General features: G+C 63.4%; 13 protein-coding genes. 3 read left to right on the top strand and 10 right to left on the bottom strand.

Annotated elements, in window-relative coordinates; genetic code table 11:
- Positions 1-6: 6 nt before the first annotated feature.
- The 4 genes from WCE05_RS09895 to rpsU all read right to left on the bottom strand — a co-directional run bounded on the left by WCE05_RS09895 (position 7) and on the right by rpsU (position 8,352).
- Complete coding sequence (locus WCE05_RS09895; RefSeq protein ID WP_253102130.1) at positions 7-3,750, bottom strand: bifunctional diguanylate cyclase/phosphodiesterase; 3,744 nt, start codon at positions 3,748-3,750, stop codon at positions 7-9.
- A gap of 193 nt (positions 3,751-3,943) precedes the next feature.
- On the bottom strand, positions 3,944-5,797 hold the full coding sequence (rpoD, locus tag WCE05_RS09890; RefSeq protein WP_253091236.1) for an RNA polymerase sigma factor RpoD: 1,854 nt from the start codon (positions 5,795-5,797) through the stop codon (positions 3,944-3,946).
- 67 nt (positions 5,798-5,864) lie between these two features.
- A complete protein-coding gene (gene dnaG / locus WCE05_RS09885; protein ID WP_253167858.1) occupies positions 5,865-7,850 on the bottom strand; it encodes a DNA primase in 1,986 nt (661 codons plus the stop codon).
- A gap of 286 nt (positions 7,851-8,136) precedes the next feature.
- Positions 8,137-8,352 (bottom strand): 30S ribosomal protein S21, encoded by a 216-nt coding sequence (gene rpsU, locus WCE05_RS09880; RefSeq protein WP_003255575.1) that lies wholly within the window; start codon positions 8,350-8,352, stop codon positions 8,137-8,139.
- Between the two features lie 204 nt (positions 8,353-8,556).
- Between rpsU and tsaD the strand changes: the two genes are divergently transcribed.
- Positions 8,557-9,582, top strand: coding sequence for a tRNA (adenosine(37)-N6)-threonylcarbamoyltransferase complex transferase subunit TsaD (tsaD, locus tag WCE05_RS09875; protein WP_225786447.1), 1,026 nt, complete (start codon positions 8,557-8,559; stop codon positions 9,580-9,582).
- A gap of 26 nt (positions 9,583-9,608) precedes the next feature.
- Here the strand turns inward: tsaD and plsY are convergent, their stop codons facing one another.
- Positions 9,609-10,178 (bottom strand): glycerol-3-phosphate 1-O-acyltransferase PlsY, encoded by a 570-nt coding sequence (gene plsY, locus WCE05_RS09870; RefSeq protein ID WP_225786446.1) that lies wholly within the window; start codon positions 10,176-10,178, stop codon positions 9,609-9,611.
- A 74-nt stretch (positions 10,179-10,252) separates the two neighbouring features.
- Between plsY and folB the strand changes: the two genes are divergently transcribed.
- A complete protein-coding gene (folB, locus tag WCE05_RS09865; RefSeq protein ID WP_225786445.1) occupies positions 10,253-10,609 on the top strand; it encodes a dihydroneopterin aldolase in 357 nt (118 codons plus the stop codon).
- Positions 10,600-11,109, top strand: coding sequence for a 2-amino-4-hydroxy-6-hydroxymethyldihydropteridine diphosphokinase (gene folK, locus WCE05_RS09860; RefSeq protein WP_225786444.1), 510 nt, complete (start codon positions 10,600-10,602; stop codon positions 11,107-11,109). Before folB ends, folK begins: the two co-directional genes overlap by 10 nt.
- A 141-nt stretch (positions 11,110-11,250) precedes the next feature.
- Here folK and WCE05_RS09855 read toward each other — a convergent pair whose 3' ends face one another.
- From WCE05_RS09855 to glpE, 5 genes are all read right to left on the bottom strand, one after another.
- Complete coding sequence (locus WCE05_RS09855) at positions 11,251-12,405, bottom strand: multifunctional CCA addition/repair protein (RefSeq protein ID WP_368815825.1); 1,155 nt, start codon at positions 12,403-12,405, stop codon at positions 11,251-11,253.
- A gap of 58 nt (positions 12,406-12,463) precedes the next feature.
- Positions 12,464-14,032, bottom strand: a complete 1,569-nt coding sequence (locus WCE05_RS09850; RefSeq protein WP_368815824.1) for a SpoVR family protein — start codon at positions 14,030-14,032, stop codon at positions 12,464-12,466.
- Positions 14,029-15,300 carry a YeaH/YhbH family protein gene (locus WCE05_RS09845; RefSeq protein WP_225786441.1) on the bottom strand — a complete coding sequence of 424 codons (1,272 nt, stop codon included), beginning with the start codon at positions 15,298-15,300 and terminating at the stop codon, positions 14,029-14,031. Before WCE05_RS09845 ends, WCE05_RS09850 begins: the two co-directional genes overlap by 4 nt.
- Before the next feature lie 141 nt (positions 15,301-15,441).
- Positions 15,442-17,364, bottom strand: a complete 1,923-nt coding sequence (locus tag WCE05_RS09840; RefSeq protein ID WP_225786440.1) for a PrkA family serine protein kinase — start codon at positions 17,362-17,364, stop codon at positions 15,442-15,444.
- Positions 17,365-17,648: 284 nt separating this feature from the next.
- Complete coding sequence (gene glpE, locus WCE05_RS09835; protein WP_225786439.1) at positions 17,649-17,978, bottom strand: thiosulfate sulfurtransferase GlpE; 330 nt, start codon at positions 17,976-17,978, stop codon at positions 17,649-17,651.
- Between the last annotated feature and the right edge of the window lie 7 nt (positions 17,979-17,985).

Raw genomic sequence — 17,985 nt, 5'->3', positions numbered from 1 at the left:
GCCGGATTATAACGAGGGTTTCGAGACGGTGCCATCTGAAAGATCCGATAGTGCTATGCGCAGGCAGGTAGCGGCGAACTCCTCGGGCGGTAGAGGCAGGCTGACGATGTAGCCCTGGATCTGCTCGCAGCCTTCGGCGGCGAGGAAGCGTTGTTGTGCCTGGTTCTCCACGCCCTCGGCGATGATGGTCAGCTGCATGCTGCGGCCAAGGGCGATGATGGCGCGGGTGATGGCGGCGTCGTGGGGGTCGTCGGGGAGGCCGCGGATGAAGGACTGGTCGATCTTGAGGATGTCCAGGGGCAGGCGCTTGAGGTAGCTCAGGGACGAATAGCCGGTGCCGAAGTCGTCGATGGCCAGCTGTACGCCAAGGGCCTTGAGCTGGTGAAGAATGGCCAGAGCCTCTTCGGCCTGGCTCATGATGAAGTTCTCGGTGATTTCCAACTGCAAGTCGCCCGCCTTGAGCTGGTAGGCCTTGAGCAGGTGCTCGATGCGCCTGGCCAGGTTGGGTTGGCGCAGTTGGGCGCCGGCGAGGTTGATCGACAAGGGGCCGAACGGTTGATGGGTGCGCTTCCAGGCGTGCATCTGCCGGCAGGCCTGCTCCAGTACCCAGTCGCCCAGTTGGAGAATGGTGCCGTTCTCCTCGGCGAGGTGAATGAAGTGCTCCGGCGGGACTTCACCGAAGGTCGGGTGGCGCCAGCGGATCAGGGCTTCGGCGCCGACCAGGCTCTGGGTCTTGAGGCTGAACTTGGGCTGGTAGCACAGGCTCATCTCGTTGCGCTCGATGGCGCGGCGCAGTTCATGCTCCAGGGCGATGCGTTCGCTGGCCTGGGCGGTGAGGTCGCGGGTGTAGGCTTCGACACGGTTGCGGCCCTTGGCCTTGGAGCGGTACATGGCGGCGTCGGCGTTGCGGATCAGGCTGGCAACGTCGCTGCCATCCTGTGGATAAAGGCTGATGCCGATGCTGGCGCTGGTGAAGAACTCGTGTTCACCGGCCTGGAATGGGGCGTGGAAGCAGGCCAGCAGCTTGTTGGCGATGGCGCTGGCGTCGCTGGGCCTGTGCAGGCCGGGCAGGAGGATGATGAATTCGTCGCCGCCCAGGCGGGCCACGGTGTCGACGTCGCGCACCTGCTCCTTGAGGCGCTGGGCGATGCCTTTGAGCAGCAGGTCGCCGACCGGGTGGCCGAGGCTGTCGTTGATGTGCTTGAAGCGGTCCAGGTCAAGGAACAGCACCGCGCCCTGGCGATTGGAGATCTGTGCGCAGGTGAGGGCGGCTTGCAGGCGGTTCTCGAACAGCGCGCGATTGGGCAGGCCGGTGAGCGGGTCGTGGTGAGCCTGGTAGTCGAGCTTGGCCTGGGCGTGCTTGAGGCTGGAAATGTCGGCGAACACGGCGACGAAGTGGGTGATGCCACGCTCGCTGTTGCGCACGGTGCTGATAGTCAGCCAGCCGGGGTAGAGTTCGCCGTTCTTGCGCTTGTTGTAGATTTCGCCTTGCCAGTGGCCCTCAGCGGTCAGTTGGTGCCACATGGCGGCGTAGAAGGCGCTGTCGTGCTGGCCGGAGGCGAGCAGGCGCGGGGTCTGGCCGAGGGCCTCGATCTCGCTGTAGCCGGTGATCTCGCTGAAGGCGCGGTTGACCGCGCTGATGCGCTGGTCGGGGTCGGTGATCAGTACGCCTTCGGCGGTATTCTCGAACACCGTGGCGGCCAGCTGCAGTTTTTCCTGCATCAGGTGGCGTTCGGTGATGTCGCGGGCGATCGTCAGCATGCAGTCGACCCCGGCGATCGGCAGTGGCCGAGCGGACAGTTCGCACAGGCGGATCTGCCCGTCGCTGCGGCGGATGTGGCAGCTGAAGTCGCGCACGAAACCGTCGCGCTTGAGTTGCTCGACCAGGCGACTGCGCTCGTTGAGGTCGACCCAGATGCCCAGGTCCAGGGAAGTCTGGTCGATAGCTGGGTTGATGTCGTAGCCGGTCAGGCGGCAGAAGCCTTCGTTGACCTCGATGAGCAGGCCATCGCTCTGGCGTGACAGCAGCAGGCCGTCGGGAGAGGCGTGGAAGGCCTTGGCGAACTTCTCCTCGGAGGTCTGCAACTGCTGTTGCGTTTCCTTGAGCTGGCTGATGTCGCGCACGGCGACCACCAGGGCCGGGATGCCGTCCAGGTCGAAGGTCTCGGCCGAGGTCAGGCCGGTGAACAGCTGGCCATTGCTGCGCCGGAAGCTCATTTCCAGGTTGCGGATGCCGCCGCTGTGCAGGCGTTCGAGCAAGGCCGGGCCGGCACCGGCGACGGCCCACAGGTCCAGCTCGGTGGCGGTGCGGCCGATCACCTGGGCCGGGCTCAGGCCGATCTGCTCCTCGAAGGCCTCGTTGACTTCCAGCAGGCAGCCGTCGCTGTGCCTGGCGATCAACAGGATGTCCGGGCATTGCTGGAACACCGAGGCGAACTTCTGCTCCGACAGGCGCAGGGCGTCTTCGGTGCGTTTGGTCTCGCTGATGTCGATCATCAGGCCGCGCATCAGCGGACGGTGGCCGTGCTCGATCATGCTGACGATATTGCGTACCCACAGGGTGTGGCCATCGGCGCGGATCACCCGGTAGTCGAGGTTGTGGTCACGCCCGGCGGCGGTTTCGCTGTCGCAGTAGGCCTGGGCCCAGAGCGCATCTTCGGGGTGCAGGATGCTGCGCCAGAAGCCTGGCTTGAGCCACTCGTTGAGCGGGTAGCCGAGCAGGTCCTCGGCATGGGGCGAGACGTAGCTGTAGGTGAAGTCGTTGGCGTCGGCTTCCCAGGCGATGGCAGACAGGCTTTCGACCAGGCTGCGGTAGTGGTACTCGCTGCTGCGCAGTTCCTGTTCGAGGGCGATGCGCCGGGATATTTCCGAGCTCAGGCGCCGGTTGATGCGGATCACCACGGCGAGAATGGCCACCAGCAGCAGGACGGCGGGCAGGCCGTAGAGCAGCATGTCGTGCCAGAAGGTTCGTTGATCCACGACGTTGCCGACCCAGCGTTGCTGGATCTGGTTGATTTCGCCACTGCTCATGTCGGCCATGACTTTGTCGAGGATGCCGACCAGCAGCTTGTTCTCCCGTGGGGCAGCCATGGCCAGTTGATAGCGGTAGGGCGTCTCGCCGCTCACGTAGAGGCCTTCGAGCTTGAGCTGGCGCAGGCTCCAGATGCTCGAGGCGAGGTCGCCGACCACGGCATCCACCTCGTCGATGGCCAGTGCCTGGAGGGCTGAGCTGACATTGGGCAGGGCCACCAGGTTGAGGTCGGGGTGGTGGCTGCGCAGTAGTTCGTGGGGGGCGTAGTTTTCCACCACGGCGATCTTGAGGCCGTACAGGTCTTTCAGTGTGCGTGGTTGCGGGCCGCCTTCGTGGGCGAGGATAACGATGGGGAAATCGAGGTAGGGGCGGGTGAAGGCCAGGTAGGTCTGGCGCTCCGGCGTCGACATGATGCCTGGCAGCAGGTCGATGCGGTTCTGCCGGGCCTGTTCCAGCACCTGGGTCCAATTGCTGGGCTCGACGGGTTTGAGCGTGACGCCCAGGCGTTCCTGGATCAGGGTGATGTAGTCGGCGGCCAATCCCTGGTAGCGGCCTTCCTGGTCGCGGAACTCGAAAGGGGGCCAGGACGCGTCGATGCCCAGGCGCAGCTGTGGATGGGCGCTGAGCCAGGCTTTCTCCTCGTCGGTCAGGGTCAGGGCGCCGGCCGTTGTGTTCCAGATGAGCAGGATCAGCAACAGAAGGGCCGGCATAAAGGGCATAGCGGCCTCTCGTTCAGGGGGTCTGAATTCGAGTGTAGACGGGCATTGGGTGGGCGGTGGGAGATTGTCCGGCCTGCCGGGGCCCGTGGGAGCGGGCTTGCCCGCGAATCGGCTGGCTCGCCGGTGCGGGCAAGAGCCTACCCCAATGCCATTGCCCCAAAAGAAAAACCCCGGCCTGGGCCGGGGTTCGTCATCACTCGTCGAGGAACGATCGCAGGTGTTCGCTGCGAGTCGGGTGGCGCAGCTTGCGCAGCGCCTTGGCTTCGATCTGACGGATCCGCTCGCGGGTCACGTCGAACTGCTTGCCCACTTCTTCGAGGGTGTGGTCGGTGTTCATGTCGATGCCGAAACGCATGCGCAGCACCTTGGCTTCGCGTGCGGTCAGGCCCGAGAGCACGTCACGGGTGGCTTCCTTGAGGCTTTCGACCGTGGCTACGTCGATCGGGGACTGCATGGTCGAGTCCTCGATGAAGTCGCCCAGGTGCGAATCTTCGTCGTCACCGATCGGGGTCTCCATGGAGATCGGTTCCTTGGCGATCTTCAGCACCTTGCGGATCTTGTCCTCTGGCATCTCCATGCGCTCGCCGAGCTCTTCCGGCGTCGGTTCGCGACCCATCTCCTGCAGCATCTGCCGGGAAATACGGTTGAGCTTGTTGATCGTCTCGATCATGTGCACCGGAATACGGATGGTGCGCGCCTGGTCGGCGATCGAGCGGGTGATCGCCTGGCGAATCCACCAGGTGGCGTAGGTCGAGAACTTGTAGCCGCGACGGTATTCGAACTTGTCCACCGCCTTCATCAGGCCGATGTTGCCTTCCTGGATCAGGTCGAGGAACTGCAGGCCGCGGTTGGTGTACTTCTTGGCGATGGAAATCACCAGGCGCAGGTTCGCCTCGACCATTTCCTTCTTGGCACGGCGGGCCTTGGCCTCGCCAATGGACATGCGGCGGTTGATTTCCTTGATTTCGGCGACGGTCAGGCCGGTCTCGTTCTCGAGGTCGATCAGTTTCTGCTGGCAGGCGACGATGGCAGCGTTCTTCTCACCCAGGGCGGCAGCCCACTTGGTGTTGCGCTTGGACAGGTCGCCGCTCCAGGTCTGGTCGGTTTCGTTGCTTGGGAACAGGCGCAGGAAGTCGGCACGTGGCATGCGCGCATCACGTACGCACAGCTGCATGATGGCCCGCTCCTGGGCGCGCAGACGCTCCAGGGCGCTGCGTACGCGCTCGACCAGGACGTCGAACTGCTTGGGCACCAGCTTGATCGGCATGAACAGGTCGGCCAGGGCCTGCAGGGCGGCGATCCCTTCATCGCTGCCGCGACCGTGCTTCTTCAGCGCCTTGACGGTGACGTCCAACTGGTCGGACACCGCGCCGAAACGCTGGCGAGCGACTTCCGGATCCGGGCCGCTTTCGCCTTCGTCCTCGCTGTCGTCAGCGTTTTCTTCGCTTTCTTCGTCCTCTTCTTCCTCTTCCTTGGCGGCCGCGGCCTTGGCGCCGAGCTGAGGGGTTTCCTCGGAAGGCGTGGCGATGCTGTCATCGGGGTCGATGTAGCCGCTGAGGACGTCGGACAGGCGGCCACCTTCGGTGGTGACGCGGTCGTATTCGCCGAGGATGTAGTCGACGGTACCCGGGAAGTGGGCGATGGCGCCCATCACTTCACGAATGCCTTCCTCGATGCGCTTGGCGATTTCGATCTCGCCTTCGCGGGTCAGCAGCTCGACGGTACCCATCTCACGCATGTACATGCGCACCGGGTCGGTCGTGCGGCCGATATCGGTTTCAACCGCCGCCAACGCGGCGGCGGCTTCTTCGGCTGCGGCTTCGTCGGTGTCGGCTTCCGCCAACAGCAGGGCATCCGCATCCGGAGCACTCTCGAATACGTTGATCCCCATGTCGTTGATCATGCGGATGATGTCTTCCACCTGTTCAGGATCTGAAATATCCTCAGGCAGGTGGTCGTTGACCTCCGCGTAAGTCAGGTAGCCCTGCTCACGACCGCGGGTGATCAACTCTTTGATACGAGACTGCTGTTGCGCTTTTCCGGACATAACACCCTATCCACTGAAGGTCTTGGCGGGCAAAAAACAAGCCGAGGATTATACCCGAGCATGGACCTCACGCGCCAGATGAGGTCGGGGTTTGTGCGGGAACATTGCGGCTCAGCAGTGCGAGCAGCTGAGATTTTTCCTCGGCGCTCAACTCACTTTGACGTGCTTTCCTGAGCAGATGTTCCAGGCTGCGCTCGCGTTGGCGGGCGGACAAGCTAGTTATAGTGTCGAAAAACTGTTGTTCAAGGTTGTCGGCATCGATCAACCATTCCTTTTCCGCCAGGGCGCGCAGCAGGCGGCCTTGTTCAGTGCCGTGCCAGCGTGCGATCAACTGCATTGAGCTTAGCCCAGGATTCTTCTGTGCGGCCTCGATCAGGGCCACCAGCAGTTGGCTGTAGAGATGCTCTTCGTCGGCGAAGTGGCTGGCGTCCTCGACCTTGCCGGCCAGCAAGGGGTGGTGCAGCAGGGTGCGCAAGGCCGACAGCGTCGGCGGCTCCACCGGGGCCGGCACGCGGGGTGGCGCTTCGCCGCGCTGGCCGTCGCGCTGCCAGGGCTTGCCGCCTTTCTTGTCCCAGGGCTTGCCGTCCCATTGCTTCTTACCGCCGCCTTTGTTTTGCGTCCAAGGGCGCTGCTCCTGGTGGACGGGGGCGTAGTCGGGCTGGTGCGTATCGCCATAGTCGGGCGTGTAGCTGGCCATGGCGTCGTAGTCGTAGCCAGGGTCGTAGTCCGGCGTGCTGGTCGCGGGCGCGCTCTGTGCCAGTTGTTCCACCTGCTGGGGGTCCAGTCCGGTGATTTCCTTCAGGCGATTGCGCATCAGCTGACGAAGGTTGGCGCCGGGGATCTTTTCGATCAACGGCGCGGCCAGGGTCGCCATGTGCGCCTTGCCTTCCAGCGAGCGTGGATCGGCCTCGTTGCCCAGTTGCTCGAAGAAATAGTCGGCCAGGGGCTGGGCGTGCTGATTGATGCGCGCCAGGAAAGCGTCGGTGCCCTCGGCGCGGACCAGGCTGTCCGGGTCTTCGCCTTCGGGCAGGAACAGGAAGCGCGCGCGGCGGCCGTCCTGCAGGCTCGCCAACGTCGACTCCAGGGCGCGCCAGGCGGCCTTGCGGCCGGCCTGGTCGCCGTCGAAGCAGAACAGCACGCTGGGGACTACGCGGAACAGGCGCTTGAGGTGCTCCTCGCTGGTGGCCGTGCCCAGGGTCGCCACCGCATTGCGCAGGCCCTGCTGGGCCAGGGCGATGACGTCCATGTAGCCCTCGACGACGATGATCTCGTCGAGGTTGCGGTTGTGCTTGCGCGCCTCGAACAGGCCGTAGAGCTCCTGGCCCTTGTGGAACACCGGGGTTTCCGGGGAGTTCAGGTACTTGGGCTTGTCGTCGCCCAGGACTCGTCCGCCGAAGGCGATGACCCGGCCACGGCTGTCGCGGATCGGGAACATCACCCGGTCGCGGAAGCGGTCGTAGCGCTTGCCGGTCTCGGCGTTCTCGATCAGCAGGCCTGCGTCGATCATGACCTTCTGCTGCAGGGTGTCGGCGCCCAGGTGCTTGAGCAGGTTGTCCCAGCCCGGCGGGGCGAAACCCAGGCCGAAATCGCGGGCGATCTCGCCGGACAGCCCGCGGCCCTTGAGGTAGCCCACCGCCGCCTTGCGGGTCGGGTGGCTGCGCAGGGCCTGGCGGTAGAACTCGGCGGCGGCTTCGAGCAGCGGGTAGAGCGGCGAGTCGGTGGGCTGGCGGGGTTTCTGCCCGCGCCGGCCCTCCTCCCGCGGGACTTCCATGCCTGCGGCCCTGGCCAGCTCTTCGACGGCCTGGGGGAAGTCCAGGTTGTCGTGGTCCATGATGAAGCCGAGCGCGTTGCCACCGGCGCCACAGCCGAAGCAGTAGTAGAACTGCTTGTCGGGGCTGACGGTGAAGGACGGGGTCTTTTCCTTATGGAACGGGCAGCAGGCAGAGAGGTTCTTGCCGGTCTTCTTCAGCTGGACGCGCGAGCTCACCACGTCGACGATGTCGGTGCGGTTGAGAAGGTCGTCGATGAAGCTCTGGGGAATCAGCCCGGCCATGGCAGTCTCGTCATCTGGCAACTGGCAAGTCTAATCGCTACGCGCGGGTTCGGGGCGAGTGGTGCTATTGGAGGGTGCGAGGAAAAAATGTGCTCGTCAGCCACGGAGGGCTCGTCAGTCACGACGTGCACGACTGGCCATTGACTAGCTCTGACGTGTTCAGGCGGATTGCCCGCAAGCTGCTGCAAGGGGCACCTCAGGCTTGGCGCCAAAGGTTTGAAGCTACCGCTGCCATCAACCCGGCACAAGGCCGGGCGGGGCAGAAGCTTTGCGTAGAACGCCTGTATCAGTACAGACGAACGGCGCGGCGCTGTTCGCGCTGGACCTTCTTGGCGTGACGCTTGACAGCGGCAGCGGCCTTGCGCTTGCGCTCGGCAGTCGGCTTCTCGTAAAACTCGCGGCTACGAACTTCAGCCAGTACACCGGCTTTTTCGCAGGAGCGCTTGAAACGACGCAGAGCTACGTCGAAGGGTTCGTTCTCTTTAACTTTGACGGCTGGCATCCAGGGCTACCTTCATTCATTACCGGGGTGGACGCGCTCCTGGCAAAACAAGGGTGTGCTGGAGAACGTCGGTTTTCAAGGGCTGCGGATGTTAACCCTTAGACGGCCGGAATGCAAAGCCTCTGATCGAAAACCGCTGGTCGGCATCGGGTACGGGGACTATCATGCGCGCCTTCGAATTCAGCCTCGACAAGGCACAGACCCATGCTAGTACTGGGATTGGAAACATCCTGCGACGAAACTGGCGTCGCATTATACGACAGCGAGCGCGGCCTGCTGGCCGATGCCCTGTTCAGCCAGATCGACCTGCACCGCATCTATGGCGGGGTGGTACCGGAGCTGGCTTCGCGTGACCACGTCAAGCGCATGCTGCCGCTGATCCGCCAGGTGCTGGGCGAAGCCGGCTGCGTCGCCACCGAGATCGATGCGATCGCCTATACCGCCGGCCCCGGCCTGGTGGGGGCCCTGCTGGTCGGTGCCTCGTGCGCCCAGGCACTGGCGTTCGCCTGGGACATTCCGGCGATCGGCGTGCACCACATGGAGGGCCACCTGCTGGCGCCCATGCTCGAAGAACAGCCCCCTGAGTTTCCGTTCGTCGCCCTGCTGGTCTCCGGTGGCCATACCCAGTTGGTGCGGGTCGATGGCGTCGGCCAGTACCAGTTGCTTGGCGAGAGCCTGGACGACGCGGCGGGTGAGGCCTTCGACAAGACCGCCAAGCTGATTGGCCTGAATTATCCCGGCGGGCCTGAAATCGCCCGCCTGGCCGAGCGCGGTGTACCCGGGCGCTTCGTCTTCCCCCGGCCGATGACCGATCGGCCTGGCCTGGAGTTCAGCTTCAGCGGCCTCAAGACGTTCGCCCTGAATACCTGGCAGCAATGCCGCGATGCCGGGGACGACAGCGAGCAGACCCGGTGCGACCTGTCCCTGGCATTCCAGCAGGCGGTGGTGGAGACTTTGACCATCAAGTGCAAGCGTGCCCTCAAGCAGACCGGGCTCAAGCGCCTGGTGATCGCCGGGGGGGTGAGCGCCAACAAGGCCCTGCGGGCCTCGCTGGAGGCCATGCTGTCCAGCATCAAGGGCAATGTGTATTACGCCCGGCCCCGGTTCTGCACCGACAACGGCGCCATGATCGCCTATGCCGGCTGCCAGCGCCTGCTCGCCGGGCAGCGCCAGGACCTGGCGATCAGCGTGCAGGCACGCTGGCCGATGGAGCAGCTACCGGCGGTATGAATGTGAATGCCGTTCAGGCTGGCGATTCAGAAATGTCGTTCGCGCCCGGCGAACAGGTCGCGTAGATTGCTGCGGTGGCGCCAGACGATCAGCAGGGTGAGCGCGGCCATCGGCAGCAGTGCCTCGGGCTCGCGCCAGGCCAGCAATGGCAGGGTCAGCGGTGTGGCGATCAGCGCCGCCAGGGAGCTGGTGCGGGTGAGGTAGAAGGTCAGCAGCCAGGCAACGATGGCCAGCAGCGCGGCCGGCAGGTACAGGCCCATGAGCATGCCGGCGGCCGTCGCCACGCCCTTGCCACCCTGGAAGCGGAAGTACAGGGGGAACATATGGCCGACCACCGCACAGAGGCCGATCCAGGCCTGCTCCTGCAGGCCGAGCCCGAGCAGTTGGGCCAGCAGCACGGGCAACAGGCCCTTGCACAGGTCGCCCAGGAGGGTCAGGATCGCCAGCTTGCGGCCCGCCAGGCGCAGCATGTTGGTGGCGCCGGCGTTGCCCGAGCCACTGGAGCGCGGGTCGGGGCTGCCGCTGAGGCGGCTGAGGACGATGGCGAAGGACAGAGAGCCAAGCAGGTAGGCGAGCAGCGCCAATAACCAAAACATGCTAACTATTCCGGGCGGGGATGCCCTGATTCTAACGGCGCCAGTCGCCCTTGTCGTGCTGTGGAGAGAAGTGCTTGGACAGAGTGTTCATCGAAGGCCTGGAAGTCGATACCGTCATCGGTGCCTATGACTGGGAGCGGGATATTCGCCAGTGCCTGCGCCTGGACCTGAGTTTCGCCTGGGACAACCGTCCGGCCGCCGCCGGTGACGATCTGCGCCTGGCGCTGGATTACGCCAGCGTTTCGGCGCGTGTCCAGGCGTTCGCCGAGCAGGCCCGCTTCGAATTGGTCGAAACCTTTGCCGAGCGCCTGGTGGCGGAGCTGATGGAGACGTTCGGCATTCCCTGGATGCGTCTGAAACTGACCAAGCCGGGCGCCGTACCAGCGGCCCGTGGCGGCGTTGGCGTGGAGATCGAGCGCGGATGTCTCTGAGCACGGTATACCTGGGGCTGGGCAGCAACATCGAGCGCGAGGCGCACCTGTGCGCCGGGCTCGACGCCCTGGCCGGCTTTCTGCGCGACATGCGTTGTTCGCCGGTGTTCGAGAGCCAGGCGGTGGGCATCAAGAGCGGGCCTTTCTTCAACCTGGTGGTGACCGGGCAGACCGATCTGCCGCTGCTCGAGCTGGATCGCCGGCTGAAGTTCATCGAGGCGGACAATGGCCGTTATGCCCCTGAGCGCAAGGGGTTGCCGCTGGACATCGATGTGCTGATGTTCGATGACTTGCTGGGCACCTTCAATGGTCTGGTGCTGCCGCGGGCGGAAATCCTGAAGAATGCGTTCGTGCTCTGGCCCTTGTCGTTGCTGGCGCCGGAGCTGGTGCATCCGGGCGTGGGCAAGCGCATGGCGCAACTGTGGCAGGAGGCGGATATCGAGCAGGTGCTGGCGCCGGTGTCGTTCGAGTGGCGTGGGTTGCAGCTGACCCGGATGTGAGACGGGAGAGCCTCGGTGCTGGTCAGTCAAGGCATTGAGCGGCCCAATGCAGGCTGGCATCGAGGCACGTCCCACAAGGCGTGCAGGGCCCTGTGGCAGCGGGCTTGCCCGTGCATGGGCAAGCATGAGTGCCTAGGGTTTCTACGCTTCGTATTGTCGTTTGTAGGCTTCCAGCGCCTTCAGTCGCTCTCCCTTGAGCGCCTCGCCCAGCGCTTGCCCGGTCAGGCCTCGCTCCACCAGGCACTTCACATCGACCTCCTTGGCCACCGCCGCGGCGCCACGCAGGTAACCGGCCTGTGGATAATCCCCGCTTTCCAGCCCCAGGCGTGCACCTGCATCCATCTCGCAGGCCGCGATGAAGTCCTCGAAGCGTTGCGGGCGGCGGTATACGTCGAACGTGTGCAGCAGTTCCAACAGCGCCCCAGCGGGTAATTCAAGGGCTCGTTGGAAAGAGGTGTGGCACTTGCCAACCAACTGCGCCAGTTCCTGGCATTCCCGGGGGGCCTTGAAGCGCTGATTCATCGCTTCGATCTGCGCCAGGCCCAGAGCGTGCAACAGGCAAGCCCAGCGTACATTCAGCGGTTGCCGGTGCCGAGCGGCCTGTTGCAGGACCGCGAGGGTATGGCTGCCGCTGTCGAGCCCGGTTGGTTGTTCGAACAGCGCATCGACCTCGGGCATCAGTTCCGCCAGGGCGTCACACGCACGCAATACCTGGATGAACACCTGTGGCTGGTCTTCCATCAGCGCTCGCTCGATTTCCTTCCAGCTACGCTCGGCGGTCAGCGCCTGCAGCTCGCCCGAGGCGCTGATCTGGCGCATCAGCTCGAGGGTTTCCTCGGCCACGCGAAAACCCAGCGGGGCATAGCGCGCGGCAAAGCGGGCCACCCGCAGAACGCGCAAGGGATCTTCGGCGAACGCCGGGGAAACGTGGCGTAATATGCGCCGTTCCAGGTCTTCCTTACCATGGTAGGGGTCGCACAGCGTGCCCTGCTCGTCCTCGGCCATGGCGTTGATGGTCAGGTCGCGGCGGATCAGGTCCTCTTCGAGAGTCACCTCGGGGCTGGCATGGAAGGTGAATCCGCCATAGCCACGTCCGCTCTTGCGTTCGGTGCGCGCCAGGGCGTACTCCTCGCCGGTCCTGGGATGGATGAATACCGGGAAATCAGCACCGACCGGGCGAAAGCCCAGGGCCTGCATCTGTTCGACCGTGGCGCCGACCACCAGCCAGTCGATATCGCTGACCGGGCGACCGAGCAAGCGGTCGCGCACCGCGCCACCGACTTTGTAGATCTGCATGAGAAACCTCCATTACTGCCCACAGGATACCCTGTCGACAGCAATGGAGGTGCGCCTGCTAGAGGTGATGCACCACGGCCAGGTCCAGGCGGCCGTATTCGCTCGCTTCGCCTTGTTCGCCACGCGGCGGCATGTGGTGGGTCTTCATCACCTGGTCGCCCTGAACGGTTTCCAGGTGGATGTCGAAGCCCCAGAGGCGATGCAGGTGCTTGAGCACTTCCTCGGTGGAGTCGCCCAGCGGCTTGCGGTTGTGCTGTTGATGGCGCAGGGTCAGGGAGCGGTCGCCGCGACGGTCGATGCTCCAGATCTGCACGTTGGGCTCGCGGTTGCCTAGGTTGTACTGGGCGGCCAGTTGTTCGCGGATCAGCCGGTAGCCGGCCTCGTCGTGGATCGCTGGGACCAGCAGGTCGTCGCGTTGGTCGTCGTCGAGGATGCTGAACAGCTTGAGGTCGCGGATCACCTTGGGTGACAGGTATTGCAGGATGAAGCTCTCGTCCTTGAAGCTGCTCATGGCGAACTTGAGGGTAGAAAGCCAATCGCTGCCGGCAATGTCGGGGAACCAGCGGCGATCTTCCTCGGTGGGGTTCTCGCACATACGACGGATGTCGGTGTACATGGCAAAACCCAGGGCATAAGGGTTGATACCGCTGTAGTAGGGGCTGTCGAAGCCTGGCTGGAACACCACGCTGGTGTGTGACTGCAGGAACTCCATGATGAACCCGTCGGTCACCAGCCCTTCGTCGTACAGGTCGTTCATCAGGGTGTAGTGCCAGAACGTGGCCCAGCCTTCGTTCATCACCTGGGTCTGGCGCTGTGGGTAGAAGTACTGGGCGATCTTGCGCACGATGCGCACCACTTCACGTTGCCAGGGTTCGAGCAGCGGGGCGTGCTTTTCGATGAAGTAGAGGATGTTTTCCTGTGGTTCGGCGGGGAAGCGTACATCATCCCGTTCGCCGCCCTTTTCCGCACCCTTGGGAATGGTGCGCCACAGGTCATTGATCTGTCGTTGCAGGTGTTCCTCACGCTCTTTCTGTCGACGGCGCTCTTCCTCGGCCGAGATCGGGTAGGGGCGCTTGTAGCGGTCGACCCCGTAGTTCATCAGGGCATGGCAGGAGTCGATCAGGTCCTCGACGGCATCGATGCCGTGGCGCTCCTCGCATTGGGCGATGTACTGCTTGGCGAAGACTAGGTAATCGATGATCGAGCTGGCGTCGGTCCAGGTGCGGAACAGGTAGTTGCCCTTGAAGAAACTGTTGTGGCCATAGCAGGCATGGGCGATCACCAGCGCCTGCATGCACATGGTGTTCTCTTCCATGAGGTAGGCGATGCAGGGGTCGGAGTTGATCACGATCTCGTACGCCAGGCCCATCTGGCCGCGGCTATAGGACTTTTCCGTGCTGAGGAACTGCTTGCCATAGGACCAATGGTGATAACCGAGGGGCATGCCGACGGAGGCATAGGCGTCCATCATCTGCTCGGCGGTGATCACCTCGATCTGGTTGGGGTAGGTGTCCAGGGCGTAACGCTCGGCCAGGCGGCTGATTTCCCGGTCGTAGGCCTGGATCAACTCGAACGTCCACTCCGATCCGGTGGAAATGGGTTGGCGTCTCTGTGCTCTGGCGGTCATGTGGCTAACCTGCGCTGGAAGAGTTCACGGAAGACCGGGTAGATGTCGCCGGCCGATACCAACTGCTGCTGGGCGAACGTGTCGGGATAGGCCTCGCCGATGCGCTCGTATTCGTACCATAGCGCCTGATGCTCGCGAGGGGTGATCTCGACATAAGTGTAGTACTGCACATGCGGCATGATCTGGTTGGCGAGGATGTCGCGGCAGATCGGCGAGTCATCGTTCCAGTTATCGCCGTCCGAGGCCTGGGCGGCATAGATGTTCCATTCATTGGCCGGGTAGCGGTCGGCCATGATTTCCTGCATCAGCTTGAGCGCGCTGGAAACGATGGTGCCGCCGGTCTCCCGAGAGTAGAAGAATTCTTCCTCGTCGACCTCGCGGGCGCTGGTGTGGTGGCGGATGAATACCACCTCGATGCGATCGTAGTTTCGCTTGAGGAACAGGTAGAGCAGGATGAAGAAGCGCTTGGCGATGTCCTTGGTGGCCTGGGTCATGGAGCCGGAGACGTCCATCAGGCAGAACATCACCGCCTTGGAGCTGGGGTTGGGCTGCTTGACCAGCAGGTTGTACTTGAGGTCGAAGGTGTCGAGAAAGGGCAGGCGGTTGATGCGCGCCTTGAGGCGTTCGATTTCCGCTTCGGTTGCCTGGATATCGGTGAAGTTGTCGGGCTCCTCGACCTTCAGGCGGGCCAGCTCGGCCTGGGCCTCGCGCAACAGGGCGCGGCTGCTGCCGGTCAGGGCGATGCGCCGGGCATGGGCCGAGCGCAGGGTGCGCACGATGTTGATGCGCGACGGGTTGCCTTCGTTGGCGATGCCTGCGCGCACGGTCTTGAAGGTGTCGGCGCCGGTCAGGTGGCGCTTGACCAAGTTGGGCAGCTCCAGGTCCTCGAACATGAACTCGAGGAATTCCTCCTGGGTGATCTGGAAGACGAAGTCGTCCATGCCTTCGCCGGAGTTGCCGGCCTTGCCACGCCCGCCGCCACCTCCGCCACCCTGGGGGCGCGGGATGTGTTCGCCGGCGGTGAATTCCTTGTTGCCCGGGTGGACGATGGTCTGCTTGCCGCCACGACCATGGTGCAGCACCGGCTCGTCGATATCCCGCGCCGGGATGCTGATCTGCTCGCCATGCTCCATGTCCATGATGGAACGGCGGCTTACGGCCTCTTCGACGGCTTTCTTGATGTGCTCACGGTAACGCCGCAGGAAACGCTGGCGGTTGACCGTGCTCTTGTTCTTGCCGTTCAGGCGTCGGTCGATTACGTAGCTCATGGGCCCTCCGGTAGCTGGAAGCAGCTGCGAGCTTCAAGCGACAAGCTGCAAGACAAAGCAGCCCCCGCTGCCGCAAGCTGTCGCGCCTGTAGCAGGTTCGGCGCTGGACAGCTTGCAGCCCGCGGCTTGTAGCTTGCCGCTTTATTGCGATTTCCTGACCCGCAGATACCATTCCGACAGCAGGCGTACCTGTTTGTCGGTGTAGCCACGCTCCACCATCCGGGTGACGAAGTCGTTGTGTTTCTGTTGGTCCTCCTTGCTGGCCTTGGCGTTGAAGCTGATGACCGGCAGCAGGTCCTCGGTGTTGGAGAACATTTTCTTCTCGATCACCACCCGCAGCTTCTCATAGCTCAGCCAGCTCGGGTTCTTGCCATTGTTGTTGGCACGGGCACGCAGCACGAAGTTGACGATCTCGTTGCGGAAGTCCTTCGGGTTGCTGATGCCGGCCGGTTTCTCGATCTTCTCCAGCTCCTCGTTGAGGGCGATGCGGTTGAGGATCTCGCCGGTTTCCGGGTCGCGGTATTCCTGGTCCTGGATCCAGAAGTCGGCGTACAGCACGTAGCGGTCGAAGATGTTCTGGCCGTATTCGCTGTAGGACTCCAGGTAGGCGGTCTGGATCTCCTTGCCGATGAACTCGATGTAGCGCGGTGCCAGGTATTCCTTGAGATAGCGCAGGTAGCGCTCACGCACTTCGGCAGGGAACTGCTCCTGTTCGATCTGCTGTTCCAGCACGTAGAGCAAGTGCACCGGGTTGGCTGCCACTTCGTGGGGGTCGAAGTTGAAGACCTTGGAGAGGATCTTGAAGGCGAAACGGGTCGACAGGCCGTTCATGCCTTCGTCGACGCCCGCGGCATCGCGGTATTCCTGGATCGACTTGGCCTTCGGATCGGTGTCCTTGAGGTTCTCGCCGTCGTACACGCGCATCTTCGAGTAGATGTTGGAGTTCTCCGGCTCCTTGAGGCGCGACAGTACGGTGAACTGGGCGAGCATCTTGAGGGTGTCCGGTGCGCAGTGGGCCTTGGCCAGCGAGCTGTTGACCAGCAGTTTGTCGTAGATCTTGACCTCGTCGCTGACGCGCAGGCAGTACGGCACCTTGACGATGTAGATCCGGTCGATGAATGCCTCGTTGTTCTTGTTGTTACGGAAGGTGTGCCACTCCGACTCGTTGGAGTGGGCCAGCAGGATCCCGGAGTAGGGGATCGCGCCCAGGCCTTCGGTGCTGTTGTAGTTGCCCTCTTGCGTGGCGGTCAGCAGCGGGTGCAGGACCTTGATCGGCGCCTTGAACATCTCGACGAATTCCATCAGGCCCTGGTTGGCCCGGCACAGGGCGCCCGAATAGCTGTAGGCGTCGGCGTCGTTCTGCGGGAATTCCTCGAGCTTGCGGATATCCACCTTGCCCACCAGCGCGGAGATGTCCTGGTTGTTCTCGTCGCCTGGTTCGGTCTTGGCGATGGCGATCTGGTTAAGGATGGAAGGGTAGAGCTTGACCACCCGGAACTTGGAGATGTCGCCGCCGAACTCCTGCAGGCGCTTGGTGGCCCAAGGCGACATGATGGTATTCAGGTAGCGCCGTGGGATGCCGAACTCTTCCTCGAGAATGGCGCCGTCTTCGGCCGCATTGAACAGGCCCAGGGGGGATTCGAACACCGGCGAGCCCTTGATGGCATAGAAGGGCACCTTTTCCATCAGTTGCTTGAGCTTCTCGGCCAGGGACGATTTACCGCCACCCACCGGGCCCAGCAGGTACAGGATCTGTTTCTTCTCCTCCAGGCCCTGTGCGGCGTGGCGGAAGTAGGACACGATCTGGTCGATGCACTCTTCCATGCCATGGAAGTCGGCAAAGGCCGGATAGCGACGGATCACCTTGTTGGAGAAGATTCTCGACAGCCTGGAGTTCGTTGAGGTATCGACCAGCTCCGGTTCGCCGATGGCCAGCAACAGCCGTTCGGCCGCCGAAGCGTAGGCGCTGCGATCCTCTTTGCACAGCTCGAGGTACTCCTGCAGCGAGAGTTCTTCCTGGCGGGTTGACTCGAAACGTTGTTGGAAGTGGCTAAAAATGCTCATGACGTCACCTCGCTCGATACGTGGAGCCGACGCCGGATCAGTCAGCTGATGCTGGCATGCAACCGGGCTGGCCGATTGCTGTATACCCCCCAGAACACCCGTAGAAACGCTACCGATGACCCGCACGCCGGTGTACCGGCTCTCCCCTTTTTTGGATGGCCTGGGCTTAAGGATAGTTGGTTATACGCAAGGTCAAGGGCACGAGGTCGAGAAGATGCCCACGACCGTTCGTCAGCTGATGCCCGAGCCCGCATGGGGCGCGGGCTGCAGGAAAAATAAAAAAATTATTCGGCAGTGCCCTGGGCCGTTTCGGCCGGGTAGGTGCTGCGCCACAGCTCGAAGCCGCCATCGAGGCTGTAGACATCGGAGAAGCCCTGGCCGACCAGATAGGCGGCGGCGCTCTGGCTGGAATTGCCGTGGTAGCAGACCACCAGGGTCGGTGCATCGAGGTCGGCATTGCGAATGAACTCGGCGACCGAATGGTTATCCAGATGTGTGGCGCCGGCGATGTGCCCGGCGGCGAAAGACTGCGGGTCGCGGATGTCGACGACCACCGCACCTTGCTCACGCAGGGCCTGGGCCTGCTCGGGAGGGATGCGCTTGAATTCGCTCATGGGACGG

Source organism: Pseudomonas sp. I2 (genome assembly GCF_040984075.1).
Classification (GTDB): domain Bacteria; phylum Pseudomonadota; class Gammaproteobacteria; order Pseudomonadales; family Pseudomonadaceae; genus Aquipseudomonas; species Aquipseudomonas guariconensis_B.
This window is presented reverse-complemented; position numbering and strand designations above follow the sequence as displayed.